The sequence below is a fragment of the Glaciecola sp. HA4-3 genome (genome assembly GCF_055693685.1).
Window position 1 is genome coordinate 167,915 of sequence record NZ_CM146340.1, and the last position, 24,226, is coordinate 192,140.

Below are 24,226 nucleotides of genomic sequence, written 5' to 3' on the forward strand. Positions count from 1 at the left end.
CAAATGTAAATATAATTAACATTTGGTTGTCGTTTCAAAGTTCTATCTTGGTCTGGCATAACTGGATAAAAGAGCCAAGATAAACTATTCTTTTTGTTAAGATTCATCTTTATTTAACGTTTACCATATTCACTAATTTGGAGTGCTACTGCATGCGTATTTGGATATTGCTATGTTTATTAATTACGGTAAGTCACCAATGCTTTGCTAGCACGGTAATTGTTGCTGACGCTTATATTGACGTCTTGAAAGGTCAATACGTTAAACATGCTCGCATCGAAATTGTCGATGAACGAATTGTAAGTGTTGAAAGTTCATCTGAACTCAATACTAAAGAGGGTGATACACTTATTGACCTTCGGGGCCATACTTTGCTTCCTAGCCTAATTGATACGCATACACATTTAACTTCCGACGCAAATGAACATGGTTTGCGTCGGCTAACAACATCACAAGCAAGAAAAGCATTTCGGGGTGTTAAATACGCCAAACAAACTTTGTTAGCCGGTGTTACCACAGTGAGAAACCTTGGCGCGGGCGCTTTTATTGACGTCGCCATGAGAGATGCTATAGCCGCTGAAGATTTTATCGGCCCACGGATGTTTGTCTCAGGGCCTTCACTTCAAATAACAGGTGGTCATGGTGACAATAATTTATTACCTCATGATATGCCTACCTCTACCTTGGGCGTTGTAGACGGGCCATGGTCAGCGATACAACAAGTGCGTGAAAATGTAAAATATGGCGCTGATTTAATAAAAATAAAAGCAACTGGTGGCGTGTTGTCGAAAGGTACAAAGGTTGGTGCACAAGAGTTTTCATTAGAAGAGATGAAGGCGATAGTCAGCGAAGCACATCGCAGAGGTGTCACTGTAGCTGCCCACGCACATGGTACACAAGGCATCTATGATGCTATTGCAGCAGGTGTTGATTCAGTCGAGCATGCAAGCTTTATTGATGATAAAGGAATTGCGCTAGCTAAAGAAAAAGGCACCTATTTATCTATGGATATTTATGTGACCGAATATATATTAGGTGAAGGAGAAGCTGCAGGTATTTCACAAGAGAGTCTAGATAAAGAACGCACAGTGGGACGTATTCAACGTGAAAACTTTACAAAAGCGCTTGAAGCAGGTGTGAATATGGTGATGGGGACAGATGCCGGTGTTTATCCTCATGGCGATAATCTAAAGCAATTATCAAGAATGGTAGAATTTGGTATGACGCCTATCGAAGCAATACAGGCGGCATCTATAAATGCTGCAACATTGCTCAAGCAAGAGGCAAATATAGGCGCTATTTCTTCGGGGAAATTTGCCGATATTATTGCGGTTAAAGGTAACCCTTTAGAAGACATTACCTTACTAGAAAACGTGTCTTTTGTGATGAAAGGCGGAGTTGTGTTTACACAATAAATATTTCAATTTACTACAGTCATACACAAGGATAGGGATGGCTGTATAGACTTAGGGTATATATGACTCAAGAGCAAGATACAGGGCGCTTGGTGACTACTCAAGAGAAGGACTTTCTCCAGCAGATAAGGCGATATCGCCTTATGCAAATCTGTGGTATTACCTCAATAGGTCTTATTGCATCTATATTTGTCGCGCGTGGTCTATCGATTTATGTATTTAGCGCCGGCATTGTTTTCTTACTCATCTCATTTTGTTTTGCATTTGTAAGACATGTCACGATTTCAGCCTACATATTACTAATATCAATGTCAGCGATGCTTTTCGTATTTAGTTTAATTGGTGCAGGTTTATTTGACCTCGCAGTATTGGGTTATCCTGGCATTTTAATTTTTGCAGCCTTATTAGGAGGAGTGGGTTTATTTTCATCGACTCTTGGTTTTGTTATTGCTCAGTGCATAATTATCGCTTGGTTGACCTTAAGCCAGACGATTGAACCAAATGTGCCAAGTTTAAGTTGGTCTCATTTGATTTTCGTTGTAGTCATATTCGTGATTACGGGTTTTAGCGTATATATTTTAGTTAGCGATATCAAAAGGCTCATGTTGTCTTTACATGATGAAAATATCAAAGTACAAAACAGTCGGGCTGAAATTCAACACCTTGCTCATCATGATTCTTTAACGGGCTTGCCCAATCGCTTATACGGACAGAGTCTCTATGATAGCGTTCTCAAACAATGTTTAGCACAGCAACAAGCATTAGCGATATTTTTCATTGATCTTGATAACTTTAAGCCGATCAACGATGTATTGGGCCATGAAGCAGGAGATGAGTTACTGATAAAGCTGACAACGCGGCTCAAATCTGCGATGGGAGCAAATTCTCATATTATACGATTTGGTGGAGATGAATTTTTAATACTTAATCCAACGCTTGGGTCAAAAGAGCAGCTAGATACAGTTGCTCATTCTTTAATTGCACAGTGTGCTTCGTTATTTGAGATACTTGAGACGCAAGTCTTAGTATCCGCATCACTAGGCATTGCCATTGCACCTGAGCATGGCACTGATTTTAAGCAGTTATGCCGCAAAGCAGATCTTGCAATGTATCAAGCAAAAGAAGCTGGTCGTAATACCTATCGCTACTACAACGATACCCTAGATAAAGCTAGTGAGGATAAGTTTGCTATTTTACAACTTATGAGACCTGCACTTGATAACAATGCGTTTAGGGTTTTTTATCAACCTATGGTCGATTTACTTAGTGATGAGATGATCATGATTGAAGCATTATTGAGATGGCCTCAAAGCGATGGATCACTGATCCCACCCGATAAATTTATCCCAGTAGCCGAACAAGGTGGACTTATTAATGAATTAGGACGTTGGGCAATAGAGCAGGCTTGCATAGATTGTCAAAGCATCAGGCAAAAAACATATCCAAACTTGCGTGTTTCAGTAAATTTATCGGTTGTACAATTTAAAGATGGTAAATTATGTACGACAATTAAGCATGCACTTGAAAAGTCAGGGTTACCCCCTCATGCACTGGAAGTTGAACTTACTGAGTCTATGCTATTAGATGAAGCAGAAGCGATTAGACAACAGTTGGCCCAACTGCGTGAATGGGGGTTGACAGTTGCTATTGATGATTTTGGAACGGGATATTCAAACTTAGGTTACTTACATAAATTTAACGCGACAAAATTAAAAATTGACCGCTCATTTGTGAGTGAGTTAGATGGCACAAAACAAAACAAACGACTAGTAAAGGCTATAATTAAAATGGCAGATAGTTTGGGTTTAAAAAGCGTTGCAGAAGGCATAGAGCATGAAGCCACTAGAGACCAACTTCGAAACCTCGGCTGTGATATTGGGCAAGGTTTCTATTGGTCGAAGCCTGTACCAATTGAGATTATCGGTAAGGCCTAATGACCCTACCTGTTTATCATTTTTAATCTTTTATAATAAGTGGTTTAACTTCATCAAACACATTTTCAATTTCAAATTGAATTTGGTAATTACCTTCGGCAAGCGCCTCATTTCGTGCCATTACGAATTCAATTTTATTTTCTATTCGTCCAGCCACTGATTTTTGTGCAATGATATCACCTCGCGGGTCAATTAGGCTCACAGCCATTTGTGCATTTGGGTTGTAATTAAACGTTGCATCGACGTTGATTGACACTATACATGCGAAATTACGCTCAACACGCAAGTCGCAGTATTCAGGTGTTAACGCGAAGTTTGCAAAAGCCAATGGGCCAAGTCTGTCTTTTTCTTCCTGAAGTGCTAGGCTGAGGCTTGTTACTTGTAAGGATAAGGCTTCATTTTCCGCATAAATGCTTTCTAATTCTGCCTCTAAGTCGCCTACTTTTATATCCAAGGAATCAAGGTCGCTTGATGCGCTCTCTAAAGTTCTATTTTGACTTGTTAATGCTGAAACCTTCGCTTTTTCTTCAGCTAAAGATGTGGTACACGCTATGTATTGAGTTTGAGTGTCAATTAGGTTCTTTTGTACACCTAAGACTTCTTCAGATGCTGGGACAACTGGACAATTGCCAGTCGCATCTATTTGGCCGCTTTCGCTGCCTAACAATGCGCTAGTTTCAGCAGCTTGTGCTTGAAGCTGAGCAACCGTCGCTACAAATTCTTCGTTTTCAATTTCGAGCTCTTTGACATTCAGCTCTAGCGCTTTGTTTTCGTCAATTAAACCAAGCACATATTCCTTTTCAAACGCTTGGTCATCACCAGATAGCACAAAAAAATATAATGCGGTGGTAAGCAAAAATACAACAACGCCAACAAGATAAAGCTTGGCGGAACTTTGAGATGCATTATCCATAATAGAAAATCAATCCATACTGTAGTGTTTAAAAACGCTCATAATTGCAATCTCCAATGTAAAAAGAAGGCAATATGCACTTAAAATTTGATTCGCTATACTAGGCTTTTCAATGACAATTTTCCATAGTAATCACCATAAAAGTAGGTAAAAACTGAAAAACATCCAAATCCTTGTAAATTAAGCGGATGTTTTTTACCACTTTAGTATGTTTTTTTGTACCTATACGATATACAAAACCGTTGTCATAGCTTGTGTTAGCTGGCTTTAAGATAGCTATGCACAACTCTATCAAGTTACGACTCCCATGCTAATCGCCTTTTACCTATTTTCCTTAGTAAATTACTACAGTATACTAATAAAGATTTTTGGTGTTATATTATTTTGCTTTGATTCATCTTCCCTAATTTTAAAGTATTGAGCTACTTCAAGCTTAAACTTGTACTGATTTGAGCCGTTACATTATTGTTGTCGGTAAATTCTCAAGTTCTTGTACGGTGGATCGTTTTATTTTTGTTTTTAACCACAATTAATGGTGTCGTAATAAATGGAATTTCAAGCTCGTTTTAGTAAATTTATTTTTGGGTTTATTGCCTTGTATCTGTTGCCAGCTGCGAGCGCCAATGCCTTTATCAGTAACTTGGTGAATACAAAAAGTCCTGATCAGGTAATCAACTTCATTTATTTTTTATTTGGAATACTGACACTCATATTAATTGTTCCCTTGGTTCAGTTCTATTTTGGCTCAGTTCGAGAAAACAATTTCAAAGAAGCACATAAGCAAAATGAAAGTATTTTAGCCCGTGTATCTGTGGGTATCGTACACGTTGCCTTTAATGGCAAGGTCACCTACGCAGACAAAACAGCCATAAATTTATTAGATACACAGAAATCAAAGCTTGTAAATGTCGACTTCATATCACATTTTGACGAGGCCTTGCATGATGAAATTAAAACGCAGTTAGGCTCAAAAAAGCTAGGTGACAAGATTGATGCACCGGCACAAGATTTGACTATCTTGGTTGGCGATTCAATCATCAAAGACGACAAAACAGTCAAAATTGTGACTTTACAGCCATATACCATAGATCCACTAGATGAAGTCGATCAAGATACCTCAAATAGTGTGGATTCAAATAAAGGTATTATTGGTCACGCATACTTAGATGCTCACAAAGATGTTTTTATTTTTAGTCATTTGTTTGATGCCCTGTTAGGCTTAAAGCAAGTAAAAGAAGAAAACTCACTAAGTGGTGCAAAGTCAATTTTAGATTTAGAAAAACTGATCCACTCTGATGACCAAGACGCGTGGACTCAACTACTTGCACAAGCTAAGCAAGGCGGTAAAGCCAGTACAAAATTGCGTTTATCTTCGAAGGCCGAGGGGGCAAGCGAAGAATTCTCTGAATTTGATATCGAGCTTTTAAGCAACCAGTTAGACAGAGCCGAAGCTGCTACCAGTTACGAGCAATTTACCCTTCTTTTAAAAGCGCATATAGATTTTCAAATATTTGCTCCTAGTGAACAATTGCTTATTGAACAAGAAGCCGCGCAGCGTGCTAACGAAGCTTTGGAGAAATCAAATCAGCGCCTAAGCAAAGTATTAGATTTAGCACCAGTTGCTATTGCAACGATGGGACCAGATGATAAAATCATTAGTGCTAACAAAGCAATGTTAGAGCGCCTTAAGTATGACCAAAAATCTCTCAAGAAGGGAAATATTTATAAACTATTCAGTGAGCCAGAAGAAGCTGGTGTTACTGCCAGAAATCTTAATAATAGCGGTTATATACACGACTTCCACGTTCAGCTTGAAGGCAAAGATGGCAACATATATCCAGGCGAGCTAACGATTGATTTAATTGACGAAGATAGTCAAGAGTATTTATGTTGGGTTATTGATCGCTCTGATGAAAAAGTCCAGCGTGATCGCTTTAATAATATTCTGGAAAATAGCGCAAATCCAATGGCGATTATGACCAAGGATGGATTTAGTAGTCTAAATGATGCCGCTTGCAGTTTCTTTGACATCGAAGACGAAGATGAGATGTTAGGGCAATTCATGCACTCCCCTTCTTTAAACATTAATGCTGATGAGGCCTTAAAGTTAGAAAGTTTTTTCAATGATGTGAAAGAAGGCGGCAGAGCAGAATCGACACCTTGGATATTTGCAGTAAATAACGAACAATTTACTTGTGACTTAACTCTAGTTCCAGTTTTTAAAGACCACATGTTTGATTCGTTTATTTGTATGTGGACAGATACTACTGAACTGTTTAAAACAAGTTTAGCTTTGACTAAAGAGCAAGAAACGCGTCAAGAGTTAGAAGCGCACGCGAAAGATACCTCAAGCCGTCTAAATGAAAGTGAGGCTCAAGCCGGAGAACTAAGTGCTGAGCTAACAAAAGCAAAACAAGCTTTGGAAGAAGCGCGCACTGAGCTTAGTGACAATCAAACAGAACTTACCTTGGTTCAGACAGATTTTAATAAGCTAAGTGCAAAATTAGCGGACACTGAACAAACCCTTGAAAAAACGGGTGTTCAATTAAATGATGTTGAATCTCAAAGAGAGACCTTGAATTCTGACAATGCAGCGCTAAACGATGAGATTTCTGCACTTAAGGGACAGCTTGAAGAATCATCTTCAGACTTGACTTCAAAATTTGAAGAAGCGTCCAGTCAACTTAATGACATGAAAGAAAAATACGCAAGGCTTGAAGACTCAGTTAATGAGAAACAGAGTAAAGTAGATGAGGCCAAGGCGACTATTAAAGAGAAACAAGCAGCCATAGACGCCTTAGAAAAGGCAAAAGCAGAACAAGATACTTCACAATCACAAGTAACAGCCTCACTTGAAGCGGTTAACTCTGAATTAGCACAAAAGAACGAGCAGTTAGAAGCTAATGCTAATAAGCTTAGCGAGCTAGAGCTGGCACTTAAAGACGCGAATGAAAAACTAGACAAACATCGTCAAGAGCTAGATGGTCAAAGCGAACAAAATAGCGAAGCACAAGAAGTGTTGACGGCTAAACAATCAGTAATTGATAAGCTTGAAAAAGATCTTTCTGAGCAACTGGCAGCAAATAAAGAGGCCACACAAGCGCTAATGGCAAGTGAAGCCTTAGTCGCCAAAAACGATGAAGCAAGTCAAAAAGCGTCTAGTCAACTTACGCAGCTTGAAGAGTCACTACAAAAAGCTAAGCAAGAGTTAGATGAACATCGTAAAGCCCTTGAAGGCCAGAATAAAGAAAGCAGCGAAGCACAAAAACAACTTGAAACACTTCAAGCCGAGCATAAAAAGGTCAGTGACGATTACTCTGCAAAATCTGAAGAAGCCGACAAGTTGGCAAAAGAGCTAAAACAAATTCAAGAAAGCTTAAGTGAAGGCAATAAGGATGCTCAAGCTCAGAATGCTGCTGTCCAAAAAGAACTAGATCAAACCAATAAAGATTTAGCAAAAGTAAATACCTTATTAGACAAAACCAGTGCAGAGCTTGATAGTGCTAATACTCAACTTAGTGAAGCCCAAAAAGCGCTTGAACAAGCGAATAAAGTTGCCGAACAAGAAAAACTGGGTAAAGAAGGTAATAGCCAACTAATCGAAAAACTGACAGCTGAATTAGCAAGCTTGAAGTCTGAGGCAGAAGCTCAACAAGACTCTTTAAGTCAAAGTGATGAAAAATGGAATAAGCAAAAAGAAGCGCTTGAAGCTGAGAAATCTGCTCTTGAAACTTCACTTGCCGAGGTAAACAAGAAAAATGAATCACTTGAAAAGCAGATTGCTGAAAAGTTAAAAGATTTAGAAAATGCTAAGAAAAATGTAGAGTCCAAAGCTTCAGAGGAATCTCAACTAGCGCAAGAGCTTGAACAAGCTCAGCTAGTGGTGAGCTCTTTGCAACAGAATGTTGCTGATTTAGAAGAAAAAGAAAAGCATTTAGCACAAGAGCTCGAAAAGCAAAAAGAAATGGTTGCTAGTCAAGAATCTGCCATTATCGAAAGCGCACAACAGCAGCAAACTATTTTTGCTGATAAATTAGCGCGAGTTGAAGAAGACTACTCGGTTAGTAAGAGTTCGCTAGAAGAGCAAAGTGCGGCTTTATCAAAGTTAGAGACTCAGCAAAAAGCGCTTTCATGGTCATTGTCGATGAGTCAGCAAAGGTTAGCTGAAAAAACAGGTGCCTTAGAAGAAGTGTCTGAAGAGTTACAAAGCACTAAAACAGAAGTCGAGAAAAAAGAAGAAGAGCTTAAAGCGGCTTCAAATAAATCGGGTTACAACCGCCCTGATATCGAAAAACTGCCTCTGCCGGACAAGCCTGACCTTTGGTTTAACCTAGCGATGTATTCAAAAGCACAAGCGCCTATTGCTTCTTTACCGCCTAAATTAATTAAGTTAATTGAGGACTTGGAGGAGCAAACAAATAAAGCGGAACATGCTATCGAGTCTAATAACATACAGGCAATCCATGCGGTTACTACCGAGCTTTATGTCTTATCAGAGACGATTAATTCAGAACCGCTAATCGACCTGATGAAAAGTGTTAAAAAAGACTGTAGAGCTGGCTTAATTGATAACGTATCTATTAGATGGCCAGTGCTCAAAGTGGCCTTGCAAAGAAGTCTGCGCTCAATATATGCGCATTTAGAAAACTAATACTAATTAAAGGCTAAATCGCTCACGTAAAAAGTGAGCGATACCGTCTTCATGATGATGCCCAATTACCGCTGTTGCTCTATCCTTTATTTCGGTTTTTGCGTTTTGTGGTGCATAAGCCTCGTCAGATAATTCAAACATACTGATATCATTATCGCTGTCCCCAAAGCAAATTACTTTACTGACATTTAGATGAGTTTTTAATTTTTTAATTGCACTACCTTTAGTCGCTTTTTGGTGATGTACGTCCATCCAACTAAACTCTTTTCCTTCAATCGCAGCTCCCGAATAAGCAACGATATTAGAATAGGTATTCAATACTTGCCACATTTGATGAATTACGCTTGCTTCACCAATCATACTAATATTTGTAATCTGTGCATCTTTTGTTAGTGACGAGATTGGCTGTATCGAAGCTTTAGTGCGCGCAAGATAGGTTGAAATAAGTCGTTGTTCAATTTCATGTCGAGGCTCCGGATGGAAAATACTATGCCTATGGGAGTCAATCGTATTGATAAATGGACAAATCCCCTTACTCAAAGCAAGTGCTATAACGCTATCGCTTTCTTCTCGACTAAGGATATTATCAAGGCTAAGAGTATTATCCTGCGGATCCCAAATTGTGACACCATTATTGTAGATATGTGGTAAGTCAAAAACATGTCCGTCTAAGAGTTTTTGCGCCGATAACATTGTCCTACCCGTGGCAACAGTGTACGCAATATTATTATGGCGTAACAATTTCAATGTATCAGCGGTAAATGCTGATATTTGTGAGTCAGCATTGAGCAATGTACCGTCTAAATCAAAGCAAATTAGTTCCATATTAATAACTTAACCTTTGTTAGTGCTATTTTTTAAATACCAAGCTAAATGCGTTATCTAAATCCGCAATTAAATCTTCAGGGTGCTCAAGACCAATAGATAAACGAATTAGTCCATCACTGACGCCAAATTTTTCGCGCAAGTCTTTTGGTACACCTGAATGAGTGGTGCTGCTAAGTGTGGCAGACCAGGCTCTCGCTTCCGCCTAGACTAACAGCAGATTTGAAAATAGACAGATTGTTAATTAGTTCAAAGGCTTGTGTCTTTGTAATATCAAGGACAAATGCGAAGGTAGAGCTTGGTCCGCTGCATTGCTTTTGATATACACGTTGATAGGCGCTATCGGTCACAAAATCAGGATGAAGTACATGAGCTTTCATATACGGATTATCAGATAGCCATTGCGCGACTTTCTTGCCGCTATCTGCCGCTCTGTGCATGCGTATACTTAATGTCTCAAGAGAGCGAGAAATCATCCAACTGGTGTGTGGGTCCAAGTTTAAGCCTATTGCCCCGCGTGTAGAGCGCACGGCACTTAAGACTTCCCGGCTACCACACACAGCGCCTGCCACTAAATCACTATGACCACCGACGTATTTAGTCAACGAATACATGGCCATATCGATGCCTTGCGGGACAACTTGCTGAAATACGGGCCCCATGAGTGTGTTGTCACAAACCGTGAGTGGCCTATGGCCTGTTTTTGTTTCAATCTTGTCTAGTACGCGAGTCAGTGCTTCAAAGTCGACTAAGGCGTTAGTGGGATTTGCAGGAGACTCAATAAATACCATTGCTAGTCGTCCCATTTCTGTGGCTTTTAACGCAGCATCGAGTATAGCTTGCTCATCTAGGCCATCTTGAAACTCAGTGGTTTGAATATCAAATTGTGGTAAGAACTTTCGGATTAAGGTTTCTGTGCCACCGTATAAGGGGGCGCTTTGTACAATGACATCCCCAGGGCGAAGATATGCAAGTAATATAGCACTAATTGCGCCCATGCCACTTGAACATATTACACAACTCTCAGAGCCTTCATAAAGCGATAAGCGATCTTCAATAATTTCAACATTGGGATGGTTGAACCGGCTATAAATTAACCCCCCTACATGACCACTTGGTGCAGGTTTTCGGCCGGCCATAATATCAAAAAATTCCTCTCCTTCTTCAGGCGTCTGATAGGCAAAAGTTGATGTTAAAAATACGGGAGGTTTGACGGAGCCTTCTGAAAACTGGGGGTCATAGCCATAGGACATCATCATGGTTTCAGGTTTAAGTTTATGCTTGCCGATACTATTTTTCTTATAATTGTTGTTATTTGCCATTTGTGAATATTCTATATTTATGAGACCACACATAGTGTAGTCTGAAGCGGCAGATAAAGAAACGATTCAATAATATTGATACGTGTTATGCGCTGATACAATCAGATAAAAATAAGGGTTCATTGGACTTGGCAAGTGCGACAAAGTTATCCAAGCTCAGTGAGCGGGAAAAACCAAACCCCTGCATTGAATTGCATCCACAAGCTTTTAAATATTTCTCTTGCGCGTGGGTCTCTACTCCTTCTGCGACTACTTTGTAACCAAGATTGCTGCCTAGTTTAATCATGGCATCTGTAATGACAGATACATTTGTGTCAGTGCACAGATTCTGAATAAAAGACTGATCAATTTTGATGATATGAATATCGTACTCTGCCAATCTAGATAGAGATGAATACTCGGTACCAAAATCATCAATCGCGAATTTGAATCCCATTTTCACCAATTTTGCTACCATATTTTCACTAATGGTTGTGTTGAGTACTGATTCGGTAATTTCAAAAACGATAGTATCAGGCGATATTTGGTATTGTTTTAGTTGGTTTTCGATAAATTGGGGTAGTTCTAAGTCACATAATTGTAAGCCAGATAAATTGATATTTAATACCAAATTAACGCCATTATTCATGAGCACTCTTTGTGCTTCAAACGCTTTTTGCAATATAAGTTGCCCCAGCTTTCCTATCAAGCGGCTATCTTCTGCAACAGGTATAAATTGATTAGGCGAAATAAAACCAGCGTCTTTGTCATACCAACGACACAAGACTTCTGCGTTTACAATTTTATGTTCATGATCCACTATAGGTTGCAGTTCTATACTGATAATGCTCTCATCAATCGCTCGCTTTAAACCATGATTGATGAAAAGCCGGTGTTCAGTTTGTTTTGACATCATCTCGTTATAAAAGCAGTAATTGTGTTTACCGCCTTGTTTTGCTTGATACATGGCAATGTCTGCTTGTTTTAACAATACATCACCTAATGCTTTTTCTAGTGGGGATGTGCTTATACCGATACTGCAACCTAAATCTAATACAATGTCGTTTATTCGTATGGGGGCTTTAATCGCGTTGAGTAGTTTAACAGCGATACTAGATAAGTCTTTGCGAGGTAAATGACCATTTAGCACGATGACAAATTCATCACCACCTTGCCTAATGATAGGGTCACTCTCTCGGCAAGCTTTGCGTAGGCGATTCGCAAACTCTTGCAAAATTGCATCGCCAATATCGTGACCGAAATTATCATTAACTTGTTTAAAACCATCTATGTCGATGAACAATAAAGCAACTATGTCATTTTTGTTGCTTCCTACATGCTGCTCCATCTTTTGCAAAATAGATGACAAATAGCTTCGATTTCCCAAACCTGTTAAACCATCAGCAAGAGCTTTATATTTCATTTCTTTTTCTGCTTGCGCAATTTCACTGACATCGGTAATTGTCACCAAAATCACTTTTGTATCTTGATTAGCTGCTAGGGTAGTAGCGTTTAAAATAACATTAAAGCCTTCAAGTGAAGGGGATTTCAGCATAATACTCGTGTTCGGGTCATCAGACATTGATAATGCAAATAAGTCAAAACTAGGAACATCCATTTTGCGTGAATGTAAATAGAACTCATCAAAAAACCGACCAATGAGTTGCCCATGCCCACAATTAAATAATTGACATAGTGCGTCATTAGCAAGCGCTATTTTGTATTGATCGTCTAGCACCAAAGCACTCATACGCATCGTTTCTACAAGACGCACAACATTTTTGGGAATATTGTTCTTCATGCCATTGCTAACAGGGAGTTGAGTATTAGCAATGTTAAGTGCTTGATTTATCGTGACCTTGTCATTCACTTTTACATTGATGCTTGCCGGCTTATGATCTAATAGTTTTGGGGTAAGCGAGCACTTACACTTTATAGATTTTAAGTCAGCTGAAGTTGATACGAGTTCTTGATAACGCTGACTACCGAGCAACATGCCTAAATCTGATTTCCCCAAGGTTTTGTTTAAACCATATGTACCACAATGAAAATTTATATGTTGCTCGTCTCGCGTTTCAAAGTTTGAGATATGGTTTTCGATACTAATTTGGCCTTGGCTATCTGTATCAGAAGCATCAAAATTACACGTACGTAAGCTAGTTAACGCCTCTATTACGCTTTTAAGCTCTTGAGCAACAAAGGGAATGGGTAAATGCTTTATTTTACTTGTGTCTGGTACACCACCGGGTATGTATTTTTGTGAAGCAGCAAATAGCACGGGTACTTGTAGCTCTTTATGAATTAAAGAAGCTGAATCTGAGATTGATAACTCTTGTTTTGTATCAAATACAGTGATTAATACTTCATAGTTTTTAACTTCGTCAAGCGCTAAGTGTGACAAAGGTGAAGGCTCAAAAGTGCACAGCTTATAACTGTGATTAATCACCTCAGTAATCTGCTGTTGTAGCTTTTTGTTGCTACATAATATTACCAGTTGTAACTCTGCACTAGCTGCCAATTCATTCGCCTCAATACACAAAGACCAAATCAAACAATAGACTTGGTAAGTTATTAAGTAATAGTACATAAGTCATGATAAGTACAATTTATGCACAGTTATAAAATTGATTAATCTTCATAAGTTTATTTACATCTGTAGCAAACAATTCGGTATCGTTGCAGTTAATGAGTACTTACAGTGATGGTATTCTTTTTGAAGAAGCACTATTGGTTAACACAAAGAAGGCTTCTTAGCGTTTACCTTCTTTACACTTTTGATTATGCTAAAGGTACAACACACATACCCATCACACTATGAAACTATCTTTAAAGTATTTATTCATTTCATGCACCTCAGTATTGCTATTGGGCGCATGCATGCAAACAACATTAGAACCACCAAAGCTTCAAAGCCCAATTCAGCAGCAAATGGCACAAGTCGCACTTGCTAGTGGTAACAGTCAATTGTCTTATGACATTGTCGAATCACTGACAGTTGAAGTTGGCCCTCGTATCCCTGGTTCTAAAGGGGACAAAAGAGCGGTTGCTTGGGCAGAAGCAAAGTTTGCTGAGCTTGGATTTGATAAAGTTTACAAACAGCCAGTAAGAGTTAGAAACTGGGAGCGAGGCTTTGCCGATGCGACTATTGTAAGTCCATATGAACAAAAATTGTCTATTACTGCTTTAGGCGGCAGTGTCGCCACGCCTAAAGAAGGTCTAAAAGCTAAAGTGCTTATGTTTGAATCTTTAGCGGCATTGCAAAGCGCAGATGCTGACACCATAAACGGCAATATCGTTTTTTTGAACAGCAAAATGCAAAGGGATAGAGCGGGCAGGTTTTATGGGCAAGTAGTATCCAATCGAGTTGATGGAGCAGTAGCAGCTGCAAAATTAGGTGCCACTGCAGTCATCATTCGCTCGGTGGGTACAGATAACTCTCGCTTTGCTCATACCGGTATAATGAGGTATAGCGACGATGTAGATAAGATACCTGCTGGCGCCATTTCAAATGCGGACGCCAATACGCTAGAAGTCATGATGGCCAAAGAATCAGATGTGATACTTAATATCAATATGCAAGCCAAAGATGCCGGATGGCAAACGTCCTATAACGTTATTGGCGAATTCACAGGCTCTGAAAAGCCCGATGAGGTAGTGTTAGTTTCAGCTCATCTTGATTCGTGGGATGAGGGTACCGGCGCATTGGATGATGGTGCCGGGGTAGGTATAGTGATGGCGGCAGCTAAGTTGGTAAAAGAAACTATTGGACAGCCCAAGCGGACCATTAGAGTAATTTTGTATGCTGCTGAAGAAGTTGGCTTAGTCGGCGCTTATCAATATGTTCGAGCGAATAAAGATGACTTACCAAATATCATTATGGCTGCGGAATCAGATTTTGGCGCAGGTCAGATTTATCAGCTTGATACGCGCTTTAACAATGATGTTAGAGATAATGCCAGTGACTTATATGACACCTTACAAACTTACGGTATAAACTTAGGCAACAATACAACAAGAGGTGGTCCCGATGTGTCTATGTTACCAAATCATGGGGTGCCCGTAATTGCTTTAAAACAAGATGGTACATACTATTTCGATTATCACCATAGTCCAAATGATACGCTCGACAAAATAAAGCTTGAGGATATTAAGCAAAACCAAGATATTTGGTCAATCGTTATTACCTACATGGCAAACACTAATTTTGACCCTCGACCCGCGCCTTAATTAAATTAACGTGGTAATTTGGAGAATCCCATGGAAGAAAAGAATATTGTCTCAGCAAGTTTTGACCCTAAAGTAAAAATGTATTGGTTGGTATTTTGGGTTTTATTGAGTGTTGTTACGCTCTTTATGATCCCATTAATTCCATTGACGGTGTTGTTGGTATTAATATTTTCTAATGCGATATTAAAAGCGATGTCGGCAGAGTTATTTGAGCGTAAGTTGGTAGTAAAGCGTGGGATAATGTTTAAAGTCGAAAAGTCTATACCGCTTGAAAAAATAACGGATGTGGGGATGACACAAGGCCCCCTTATGCGCGCGTTTGGCCTATACCGTTTGGATTTTGAAACCGCTGGTCAGTCGGGTGCTGGTGCATTAGTTTCTCTTTTGGGTATTATTGATGCTAAGGACTTCAGAGAAGAAATACTGCAACAAAAAGACAAGCTGCAAGGGGTTAGCGAGGCAAAGCCAGCCGATGAAGCATCTTTAACAAGTCCAGCAAATGCGATAAGCGACTTAGTTGACAGCGTTAAACGAATTGAAGCTTTGTTAGTTGAAATTAAGGATAATGCGAAGCAAAAGTAGTTAACATGGATTGAATCTTGCTTAAAAAAAGTACATTTGATTTATAGACTTGTTCCTGACACATGATTAACACTGGTGTTCACAAATCGATTTTTTTGACTTTGTTAGCGGTCATGTGCATTTCGTTTGCACATGCTCAAACAACCCTGACTGGCTTATCTACGGCCGATAATGAATTTGACGTTTATTTATCAACCGATGATGCTGTCGCTGGTACTTATTTGGGTACCGGTAATGATCGTTTCACGACCTATCAATATTCACTTCCATTAAACCAAGGACAAGATTATTTCTTGCATATAATAGGGCGTGATACGGGCAGTGTCGCTGCATTTATTGGTGAATTTAGTCTTAGTACCAGCAATCATACCTTTCTAAATGGCCTTACTACAACAACAACTAACACCTCGGACTGGCGTGTTTCGACATCAGCATGGACGAACTATCAAACCCCTACTTCTTATGGTCCTAATGGCTCAGCTCCGTGGGGAAACTCAACTCCTTTAATCGATGCTAATGCTCAATGGATTTGGACAGACGACAATCAAAATGACAATCTTATTTATTTATCACTGCCCATAAGGGCCGCACAACCTCAAGTCATGGCTGAATATCGATTTGATGAACTAAGTTGGCAAGGTACAGCGGATGAAGTGGTCGATAGTTCAGGCAATAATCATGATGGTGTCGCAATTGGTATGACGACTATCGATACCGGCCAAATTTGTTCAGCGGGTGATTTTAGCTTAATTGGTACAACAGATTACGTCAGTTTAGCAAATACCGCTGTGGATGGATTGACAGATTTTACTGTATCAGTATGGGTGAGGACAGATGATATTGATGTTGCCACGATACTTTCGGGTGCAAATGCTAGTGAAGCAAATGAAATGCTCATGTTCTTCAATAATAGTACAAACTTTAACCCATTCATTGAAGGAAGAGCGGTAGCGTTAAATAATGGTTCAGTAGGCGATAACATCTGGCGTCACCTTTCATGGACCCGTTCAGGTACAACAAACTGCTACTATGTAGACGGTGCGTTAGTGCAATGTGGCACCATCAATAGCACAGGTGAAATCAATATTGATGCCGGTGGTTTAATCATAGGACAAGAGCAAGATTCTGTAGGTGGAAGTTTCGCAAGTCAACAAGCATGGGAGGGATTACTTGATGAGCTCATCATATTTGATCAAGCGCTTACGCAAGCTCAAATCAATACTATTTATAGCAATCAAGATAATGGGCTAAATTTTGATGGTAGCGCCAGAACTTGCCCTGTTCCTCCCCCGCTATTCCAATTGCAGAATACCGATTTGATGAGTGCGAATACACAACAGGTACTAATCAAGTCATTGACCAACAAGGCAGTTTTACTGCCGATGCTGTGGGCACTCAAACTACTAATGATGAAGTGGTCATAAACCGGTCTTTAGATTTAAGTGAGAGTAGTATCAATGATTATTTATCGCTTCCCAATACAGCGATAGATGGCCTTGATGATTTTTCAATTGCGCTGTGGTTTAAAACCGGAGTGACTAAGGCACAACAAGAAATATTTCAAGCCATTGGAACAAGTCAAAGCGATGATCAATTAGAGATTTACTTAGAAAATGCTAACACGGTTGTGGTGAAAGTCAGAGATAATTCTCAAGACCTAATTAGTAGTGTTGCCCTAACTGATGATATATGGCGCCATTTGACTGTCACTAGAATAGGCCAAAACATATGTCTATATATAAATGGTATACAAGAGGATTGCATTACCTCATCATCTGCCGGTGTGCTTTCTGTTCCCAATGCAAATAGTGTCATAATTGGACAAGAGCAAGACAGTTTTGGAGGTAGTTTTAATGCCGCCCAAGGCTTTGAAGGATTGATTGATGAGTTTAAAGTTTATGACCAACGTTTAAGCGCTTCTCAGGTGTTGGAGCTTTATCAAAATGAACTAGCGGGTAACAACTTTGATGAAAGCACACGCGATAGAGTAATCTGCCTTGACGACTGCGGTGAGATTGGCCTGTTTAATGCCGTAGGTTTAAAAATTGGTAGTGGTGGCAGTGATACAAGAATTAACACAACGACTGAGGCTATTGCGATATACGAAGCGTGGCTTGATGCCAACGAGCCTGCCACGGGCTTAGTTGATAGTGGTAATTATGAGATCAGCGCATCTGGCACTAGTCAAGTGGATAGAATTGATTTTGGAGGCAGCAATAATGACTTTAATGGCACCTTACCTTATCCAGGTGCAAGTAACGGCGTAGGTGGGAATGATTTTTTAGTAGCCACTACTGGCCAACTTACATTGCCAGCAGGTGATTACACCATTCATGTAGAGTCAGGCGATGGTTTCAGCCTCACACTTGATACTATTGTGGGGGATTCAATCAACTTTAACAAATTTGGATCGTCTAATGCGGGCAGTGCAAATGAGCTGAGATTTGAAAACCCAAGCTCTAACACCAATACTGGCGGCTCATTTACATTAAGTCAAATGTCAACATTTTCAGTCACGGGCATTTTTTTTGAACGAGGCGGGCAAGACTTTTTTGAAGTGGCCATTTCAAATAGTATTCGCACTAATCGACCAACAAACGGGTATGAAGTTTTAAGTAACGGCGCTTTGGGAGGCCAAGTCGAATTAGGTTGTCCAGCGCCCGCCGCACAAGTCAATCACTATCAAATTATTCACGATGGGCAAGGTCTTACCTGCGATGCAAAGAATGTTACTATTAATGCTTGTACAAATGACTACGATGGCACTTGTACCTTAAGCGACCAGCTAATATCTGTTGAGGTAAATGCAACAGGTTCACAAATAGTAGCCGATACTATCAGTTTTACTGGTAGCGGCAGCGCGTCGTTGCCATACACTGTGGCTGAAACGGCTACACTTTCGCTAACAAATCCTTCTATTTTGCCCACTAACCCAACGGTTTGTGAAGATGGTATGGGTAACAGTTGTAATATTGTGTTTGCTGATGCTGGTTTTCGCTTTCTTAATGCAAGCACTGGAGTTGATACCGCTATTTCAAATCAAGTTGCCGCAGTAAGCTTCCCTATTCGTATCCAAGCAGTAGAAAACAACAACGGTGTGTGTCAGGGGATATTTTCGGGTGATACTGCGATTGATATAGCTCAAGAGAATGTGAATCCAGGCACAAGTGGTGGTTTGAGTTTTGAAATTGATGGTAATGATATTGCTAAATTTCCTTCCCAAACGAACATAACACTTAATTTCGGGGTAGATAGTATTGCACCATTACCCAATGCGCTTTACCTTGATGCGGGGCAAATACGCTTGCGCGCCAACTATAATGTTGGCGGTATTAGTTTAACAGGCAGTAGTAATGCTTTTTGGGTTGCCCCTGCACAATTATCGTTATCAGCACAAAGCGGTTCACTGCAGTTAAATGGTTCCTCAGCTAATGCAAGTGTCACTAAAGATGCAGGCGATGATTTTCAGTTGACGGTGACGGCGCTCAACAATCTTGGCGTGATTACACCAAACTATAATCCGGGCCAAATCCAATTTAGTCTTGCTAGAACAGCTCCTACATTAGCATCTAGTGTAGATGGAGAATTTACCTTTAATACTGCAAATAGTATTACTTCGAGCGTGACTCCTAGTTTTCAAGACGTATCAATTGCTGATTTCGTTGCTGGCGTATCTGATTTTTCTCAAGCTAGATATTCTGAGGTGGGATTGCTCAATTTAGATGCTCAAGACAGTAACTATGGTAATGCAAGTATCGTGGTGTCGGCTGATGCAATAGACATCGGTCGATTTACACCTGATTACTTTGAACAAACAATCGCGCAAGACGGTGTGTTGCAGGCTACCTGCGGATCATCGATTGTATTTTCAGCATTTAGTGGACAACGAGATGCAACAAATGACACTTTAGGAGCAATCACTTATCTAAGTAACCCAGTTTTGGCAATCACTGCTTATAACGCGCAAGGTGGTATTACGCGCAATTACTATCAAGATACTCAAGGTAGTAGCAACGATTTTATGAAACTAGATGAATCAGGTATTCAAATTACCGCGCCTTCGTCAGACGCCTCATCAGCGGGCGTTGATGGCAATAACTTAGCACTTGTTTCTAATATTAATACAGGTAATTTGTCGCAGAATGATTTAGTTAACGGTGGAGTGAGCCCTCTACCTCGGGGCACACTTCACTATCAATTATCATCAGTTGATAACTATTATTATGAACGTTCAGCTAATGCGTTAGTTGCGCCGTTTACCTCTGATATACAAATTGTGCTTGCCAGTATATTTGATACAGATGGTACAGCTGTGACAAGTACAATAAATGCTCAACCTACTGGTGTAGATATAGTATTTGGTCGTATGGTGCTTGAAAACACATTTGGCCCAGAGACAGTCAACCTTGCACAACCACTAAGGTTAGAGGAATTTAATGGCTCTGCGTTTGTGCAATCACTTGATACTTGCTCGAGCTTTGATGCAAGTCTTATGTCGATAAATAATATTAGTTTAGACCCAGCGTTAAGCTCGGTAGTGGGAACAACAGGAGATTTTGTAAACGGCACTACCTTGGGTCTTGAGTTATCTGCACCTAGTAATGGAACACAGGGTCAGTTAGGAGTAATTTACAATGCGCCGCAGTGGTTAAAGTTTGATTGGGATAACGATGGAAACTTTGATGACAATCCAAATGCAATTGCTAGTTTTGGTATATATCAAGGTGACGACCGTACACTTCATTGGCGTGAAATATTTCAAAATGAGTAAGCTAATTGTTTACCTTACTCATTTGACCATAAATCCTTAAATATCAGCAATGCTCATATCATTGTGTAAGGTGATTGCTTGAGTCGCTAAACCATATTTTTGTAGATATTTTGCAATACTGGTAAAGGTAGCCGTTTTAATCTTACCTTTGTGATCTGCGATGCTGATATCTTCTTTTAATGCACTACCTAACATAAGCTTTAGTCGATTAATTTTCACTCGTTGAGGAGTGAAATGTGCAGCTGCATTTACTTTAAGTTGAGCAACATCAGTGGTGTTGTATATAGCTGCATTAATCATATCTAAAGTATGTTCAGTACAATTTTGAAACATGCTATTAAATGGATTGGCAAGCACTGTATATTTAGGGTTATGTAGTGTCGAATTTGCTCCAGTGCTAACCAGTTCAATAAGCTTCGTTTGTATCTGGGGTGTTGGAATAATAATACCGGCTTTTAAATCATGAGCCCCCCAAAAGAAGTCAACAGGGTAGTCCGTGATTAATGCGCTTTTACTCGGTTGCTTGGCATCTTGATATAGATTATGAATTGCATATCCATTGACCTTCTCTCCTGTACTTAAAACAATCTGCGAATATACTGCAATGGCCGTATGAGTGTAATGAATCCCCTTAGGAAGATCACTACTTGGTCTGCCCACTCTGGCAATAATGAATGCTCTAGCGCCTTGAGACGCTGCATAGCGCTCAACATTTTTAGCAAAAAGAGCAATATCTTCAGGCTCATGATTTGCTTGCGTAGTTTGTTGACTACCGGCGTTTACTTGCTGAACGTTAAACAATAGGCCAACTACAAATAACACAATTGTGATCAATGGGGATTTCATAATACTACTCCTTTAAGTATATTTTTACTGCTGCTTTTCTACAGTAGTAGTTGTTACTGTTTTGGTTTGAGTATACGAGCGCTCTATTGTGCTATTCACCTCTTGTTTAGTTGGTATTTGATTTGGTGCGGGGTCTGCTGTGATGGTAATGTCAGTAATAACCAACTCAGCATTATGATGGGCTGTTGAACCTGAGGCATTGGTCGCAATTGAGTCGCCTGCTTCCATTACTACACTGCCTGCAGCAATGCTTACTCCACCTGAAACTATTAATGGGACGGCGACGACACCACTGATAACTTTTGTACTTGTTTGCAACCCAGCTTGAGATGCTAAAGCACTATGTTTACTTGCTTGACTCGTATGATGAGCAGAACCACCTTCCGCTAGAACAGGTAATGCGAAAACAGATAACATGGTACTTACTAAGACAGTTTTGATGTTCATTGTGTTTTTCCTCTTTGTTGTAAACACCCTTACACCTTAATTCAGGTAGCTTATTTGTAAACCGATTAAAAATATGTATTAATAAATGCAACCTTTAGTATATTTTATCGATACCATATAGCCTATGAGTCAAATTTCTCTTGTCAGCAAAACCTTAAAGCAATTGCTTAAACAACATCAACTCACTTATAAAAATGTGGCTCAAGCCTTATCAATGAGTGAAGCAAACATTAAGCGTATTTTTGCCAATAATAGTTTTTCACTGGAGCGTTTGGAGCAAATTTGTGATGTGCTAGAGATATCACTAGCTGATTTATTTAGTCTTACACAAGATCAGGTTGAAAAAATCAGCCAGTTAACTCAAGAGCAAGAAGCTGAATTGCTCAATAACCCTAAACTTTTGTTGATTGCTGTTTGCGTTCGTGATGGATGGCGATTTGAAGAGATTATTGACTATTATGATATTGATCAGCATGAATGTGTGATGTTGATGGCGAAACTCGATAAGCTCAAAATCATAGAGCTGCTGCCTAATAATCTATATCGCTCATTAATAGCGCAGGATTTTAGATGGATACCCGGTGGTAAACTTGAGCAATTTATGCAACAAGAAGTAATGGTGAAATTTATGGCACCAAAACAAAACGAGCCATGGACGTTTCGTTTTTATTTAAGAGGGCGCTATTCTCAGAGTTCTATTGAAATTATCCAACGTAAACTCAATCAGTTAACAAAAGAAGCAGCGCAGCTAAATTTAGAAGACCAAGCGCTACCTCTAGACAAACGTCAACAAATGGGAATGCTTTTAGCCATGAGGCCTTGGGAACCATCTTTATTTGAAAACATGAAAAGGTAAGACCATTTGCAATAGGTAAGACCAATTTTCAAGTGTTTAATAAAATGCTTTGTATAAAAAAGACTTTGTACACTGATTACTGTCAGCAATTAGTTATTCGGGCTTTCTACACTTAGCGTATCTTGTGTGACATGTAGTTTTGATATGCAAATCTGATTTCCACCCGATTCCTTGGCCTGTTTGAGCGCCAAGTCAGCTTGTCTGCACAATTCAGGTATGTCGATTGGCTTGCCATTCACAAACTGTGAAACGCCAAAACTTAATGTGATGTGATCTACCTTGCTAACTTGTGTAGTGGGGTGGGCGATTGATTCTTCGTTAATGTGGTTTTGTAATTTTGTAACAAATTTCATTGCTTGCTGTGCATCTACATTGGGTAAAATAATGGCAAAGGTATCGCCACTAAATCGTGCCAGATATTCGCCTCCACGATGAATTAATGAGGCGATAAGTTGCGCAACTTCCTTTAATACTATATTGCCTGCTTCAAACGAATTATGTTCATTGTATTGCGCTAGATTATCAATATCAGCGAACACAAGCGATAGGTTGTTGCCTGCGCGCTTTGAACGATGCACTTCATTTAAAATAGCATAATCAAAGAAGCGACGATTAAATATACCTAAATCAATATCGTCCATTGCTCTGTTGGCAAGTTCAGCGTTTCGCTCAGATAGCGTAAGCATCTTTTTTTCTAATTCATTAATTTTTATGCGAGCTTGATTAACGATAGCTGCGTTTTTTTGAATATAGAATTTACACAGTGCCATAAACGCAAATAGAACAAGTGCAGTGATGACACTACTTAGGGTAATGTGGACGACAAGTGTAGCAATAGTGGTGCCAAAAACTGGCAAGGCAAAGTAAGCAAAGGCATTTGCCTGACGAGCAAAAACTAATGCATGAAAAGCACCTAATAGCGCGGCAATAAGCGCAATATTAGATAATGAATAAGTATTGGCGTCGACCATCAGTATGGCTAGGGCAATCGCAAAAAGCACCCCTTGAATAAATACAAGTAGATGAGAGTATTTGGCTAGCGTTTCTTTTGAATCATGTGAAAGTATTGGGTTATTTTTGAGCCATACAGATATCATTAATTGGCTTAATGCACTTAAACCAAGAACTGCAAGCCAAATTAAACTGATTGACGATACAATAGGTTGTGCATAGAGCATAATCATAACCAAAGCGATTAGCATCAAGCCAAAGACGTGAATAACTTGATGTCTTAGACCTTCAAACAAAAGGTAATCATTCGTTTGTGTTGGGTTTTTTATTTTTAGTAATCGTTTCATGCACTACTCTGTTATTCGCTCTAAAGTATAGAGTTATATTGCTTATTTATTCAACATCTATTTTATTTTCTGCCTGATACCTATAAATAGTGCGCAGCGGCTTTGGTAAGCAATAAAAGTGTCTGTATACTGTTACATCACGCTATTAATTGTTCATGAA

General features: G+C 39.5%; 14 protein-coding genes and 1 pseudogene. 8 read left to right on the forward strand and 7 right to left on the reverse strand.

Annotated elements, in window-relative coordinates:
• The first annotated feature begins 152 nt into the window (after nt 1–152).
• Both ACZ1G6_RS00775 and ACZ1G6_RS00780 read left to right on the forward strand, forming a co-directional pair.
• On the forward strand, nt 153–1,415 hold the full coding sequence (locus ACZ1G6_RS00775) for a Xaa-Pro dipeptidase (protein WP_472617635.1): 1,263 nt from the start codon (nt 153–155) through the stop codon (nt 1,413–1,415).
• 62 nt (nt 1,416–1,477) lie between these two features.
• Nucleotides 1,478–3,349, forward strand: coding sequence for a putative bifunctional diguanylate cyclase/phosphodiesterase (locus ACZ1G6_RS00780; protein WP_472617636.1), 1,872 nt, complete (start codon nt 1,478–1,480; stop codon nt 3,347–3,349).
• A gap of 22 nt (nt 3,350–3,371) precedes the next feature.
• Here the strand turns inward: ACZ1G6_RS00780 and ACZ1G6_RS00785 are convergent, their stop codons facing one another.
• Entirely contained in the window at nt 3,372–4,262 is an 891-nt protein-coding gene (locus ACZ1G6_RS00785; RefSeq protein WP_472617637.1) for a hypothetical protein, read from the reverse strand.
• 547 nt (nt 4,263–4,809) lie between these two features.
• On the opposite strand from ACZ1G6_RS00785, the gene ACZ1G6_RS00790 reads away from it, so the two are divergent.
• Complete coding sequence (locus ACZ1G6_RS00790; RefSeq protein ID WP_472617638.1) at nt 4,810–8,913, forward strand: PAS domain-containing protein; 4,104 nt, start codon at nt 4,810–4,812, stop codon at nt 8,911–8,913.
• Nucleotides 8,914–8,919: 6 nt separating this feature from the next.
• Here the strand turns inward: ACZ1G6_RS00790 and ACZ1G6_RS00795 are convergent, their stop codons facing one another.
• The 3 genes and pseudogenes from ACZ1G6_RS00795 to ACZ1G6_RS00805 all read right to left on the reverse strand — a co-directional run bounded on the left by ACZ1G6_RS00795 (nt 8,920) and on the right by ACZ1G6_RS00805 (nt 13,557).
• Nucleotides 8,920–9,738 (reverse strand): HAD family hydrolase, encoded by an 819-nt coding sequence (locus ACZ1G6_RS00795; RefSeq protein ID WP_472617639.1) that lies wholly within the window; start codon nt 9,736–9,738, stop codon nt 8,920–8,922.
• A 25-nt stretch (nt 9,739–9,763) separates the two neighbouring features.
• Nucleotides 9,764–11,060: pseudogene (locus ACZ1G6_RS00800) on the reverse strand (cystathionine gamma-synthase family protein).
• 85 nt (nt 11,061–11,145) lie between these two features.
• The gene (locus ACZ1G6_RS00805; protein WP_472617640.1) at nt 11,146–13,557 is read right to left on the reverse strand and encodes a putative bifunctional diguanylate cyclase/phosphodiesterase; all 2,412 of its coding nucleotides are present in this window, start codon (nt 13,555–13,557) and stop codon (nt 11,146–11,148) included.
• 296 nt (nt 13,558–13,853) lie between these two features.
• Here ACZ1G6_RS00805 and ACZ1G6_RS00810 point away from each other — a divergent pair, with 296 nt between their 5' ends.
• From ACZ1G6_RS00810 to ACZ1G6_RS00825, 4 genes are all read left to right on the forward strand, one after another.
• Complete coding sequence (locus tag ACZ1G6_RS00810) at nt 13,854–15,266, forward strand: M20/M25/M40 family metallo-hydrolase (protein ID WP_472617641.1); 1,413 nt, start codon at nt 13,854–13,856, stop codon at nt 15,264–15,266.
• A 30-nt stretch (nt 15,267–15,296) separates the two neighbouring features.
• Nucleotides 15,297–15,848 carry a PH domain-containing protein gene (locus ACZ1G6_RS00815; protein ID WP_472617642.1) on the forward strand — a complete coding sequence of 184 codons (552 nt, stop codon included), beginning with the start codon at nt 15,297–15,299 and terminating at the stop codon, nt 15,846–15,848.
• 113 nt (nt 15,849–15,961) lie between these two features.
• On the forward strand, nt 15,962–17,272 hold the full coding sequence (locus tag ACZ1G6_RS00820) for a LamG-like jellyroll fold domain-containing protein (RefSeq protein ID WP_472617643.1): 1,311 nt from the start codon (nt 15,962–15,964) through the stop codon (nt 17,270–17,272).
• Nucleotides 17,263–20,619 (forward strand): DUF6701 domain-containing protein, encoded by a 3,357-nt coding sequence (locus ACZ1G6_RS00825; protein WP_472619014.1) that lies wholly within the window; start codon nt 17,263–17,265, stop codon nt 20,617–20,619. Before ACZ1G6_RS00820 ends, ACZ1G6_RS00825 begins: the two co-directional genes overlap by 10 nt.
• A 36-nt stretch (nt 20,620–20,655) precedes the next feature.
• On the opposite strand, the gene ACZ1G6_RS00830 is transcribed toward ACZ1G6_RS00825, so the two are convergent.
• Both ACZ1G6_RS00830 and ACZ1G6_RS00835 read right to left on the reverse strand, forming a co-directional pair.
• On the reverse strand, nt 20,656–21,465 hold the full coding sequence (locus ACZ1G6_RS00830) for a DUF2145 domain-containing protein (protein ID WP_472617644.1): 810 nt from the start codon (nt 21,463–21,465) through the stop codon (nt 20,656–20,658).
• Between the two features lie 24 nt (nt 21,466–21,489).
• A complete protein-coding gene (locus ACZ1G6_RS00835; protein WP_472617645.1) occupies nt 21,490–21,912 on the reverse strand; it encodes a hypothetical protein in 423 nt (140 codons plus the stop codon).
• A 124-nt stretch (nt 21,913–22,036) separates the two neighbouring features.
• On the opposite strand from ACZ1G6_RS00835, the gene ACZ1G6_RS00840 reads away from it, so the two are divergent.
• The gene (locus ACZ1G6_RS00840; RefSeq protein ID WP_472617646.1) at nt 22,037–22,768 is read left to right on the forward strand and encodes a helix-turn-helix domain-containing protein; all 732 of its coding nucleotides are present in this window, start codon (nt 22,037–22,039) and stop codon (nt 22,766–22,768) included.
• 89 nt (nt 22,769–22,857) lie between these two features.
• Here ACZ1G6_RS00840 and ACZ1G6_RS00845 read toward each other — a convergent pair whose 3' ends face one another.
• A complete protein-coding gene (locus tag ACZ1G6_RS00845) occupies nt 22,858–24,066 on the reverse strand; it encodes a GGDEF domain-containing protein (protein ID WP_472617647.1) in 1,209 nt (402 codons plus the stop codon).
• Nucleotides 24,067–24,226 lie beyond the last annotated feature (160 nt).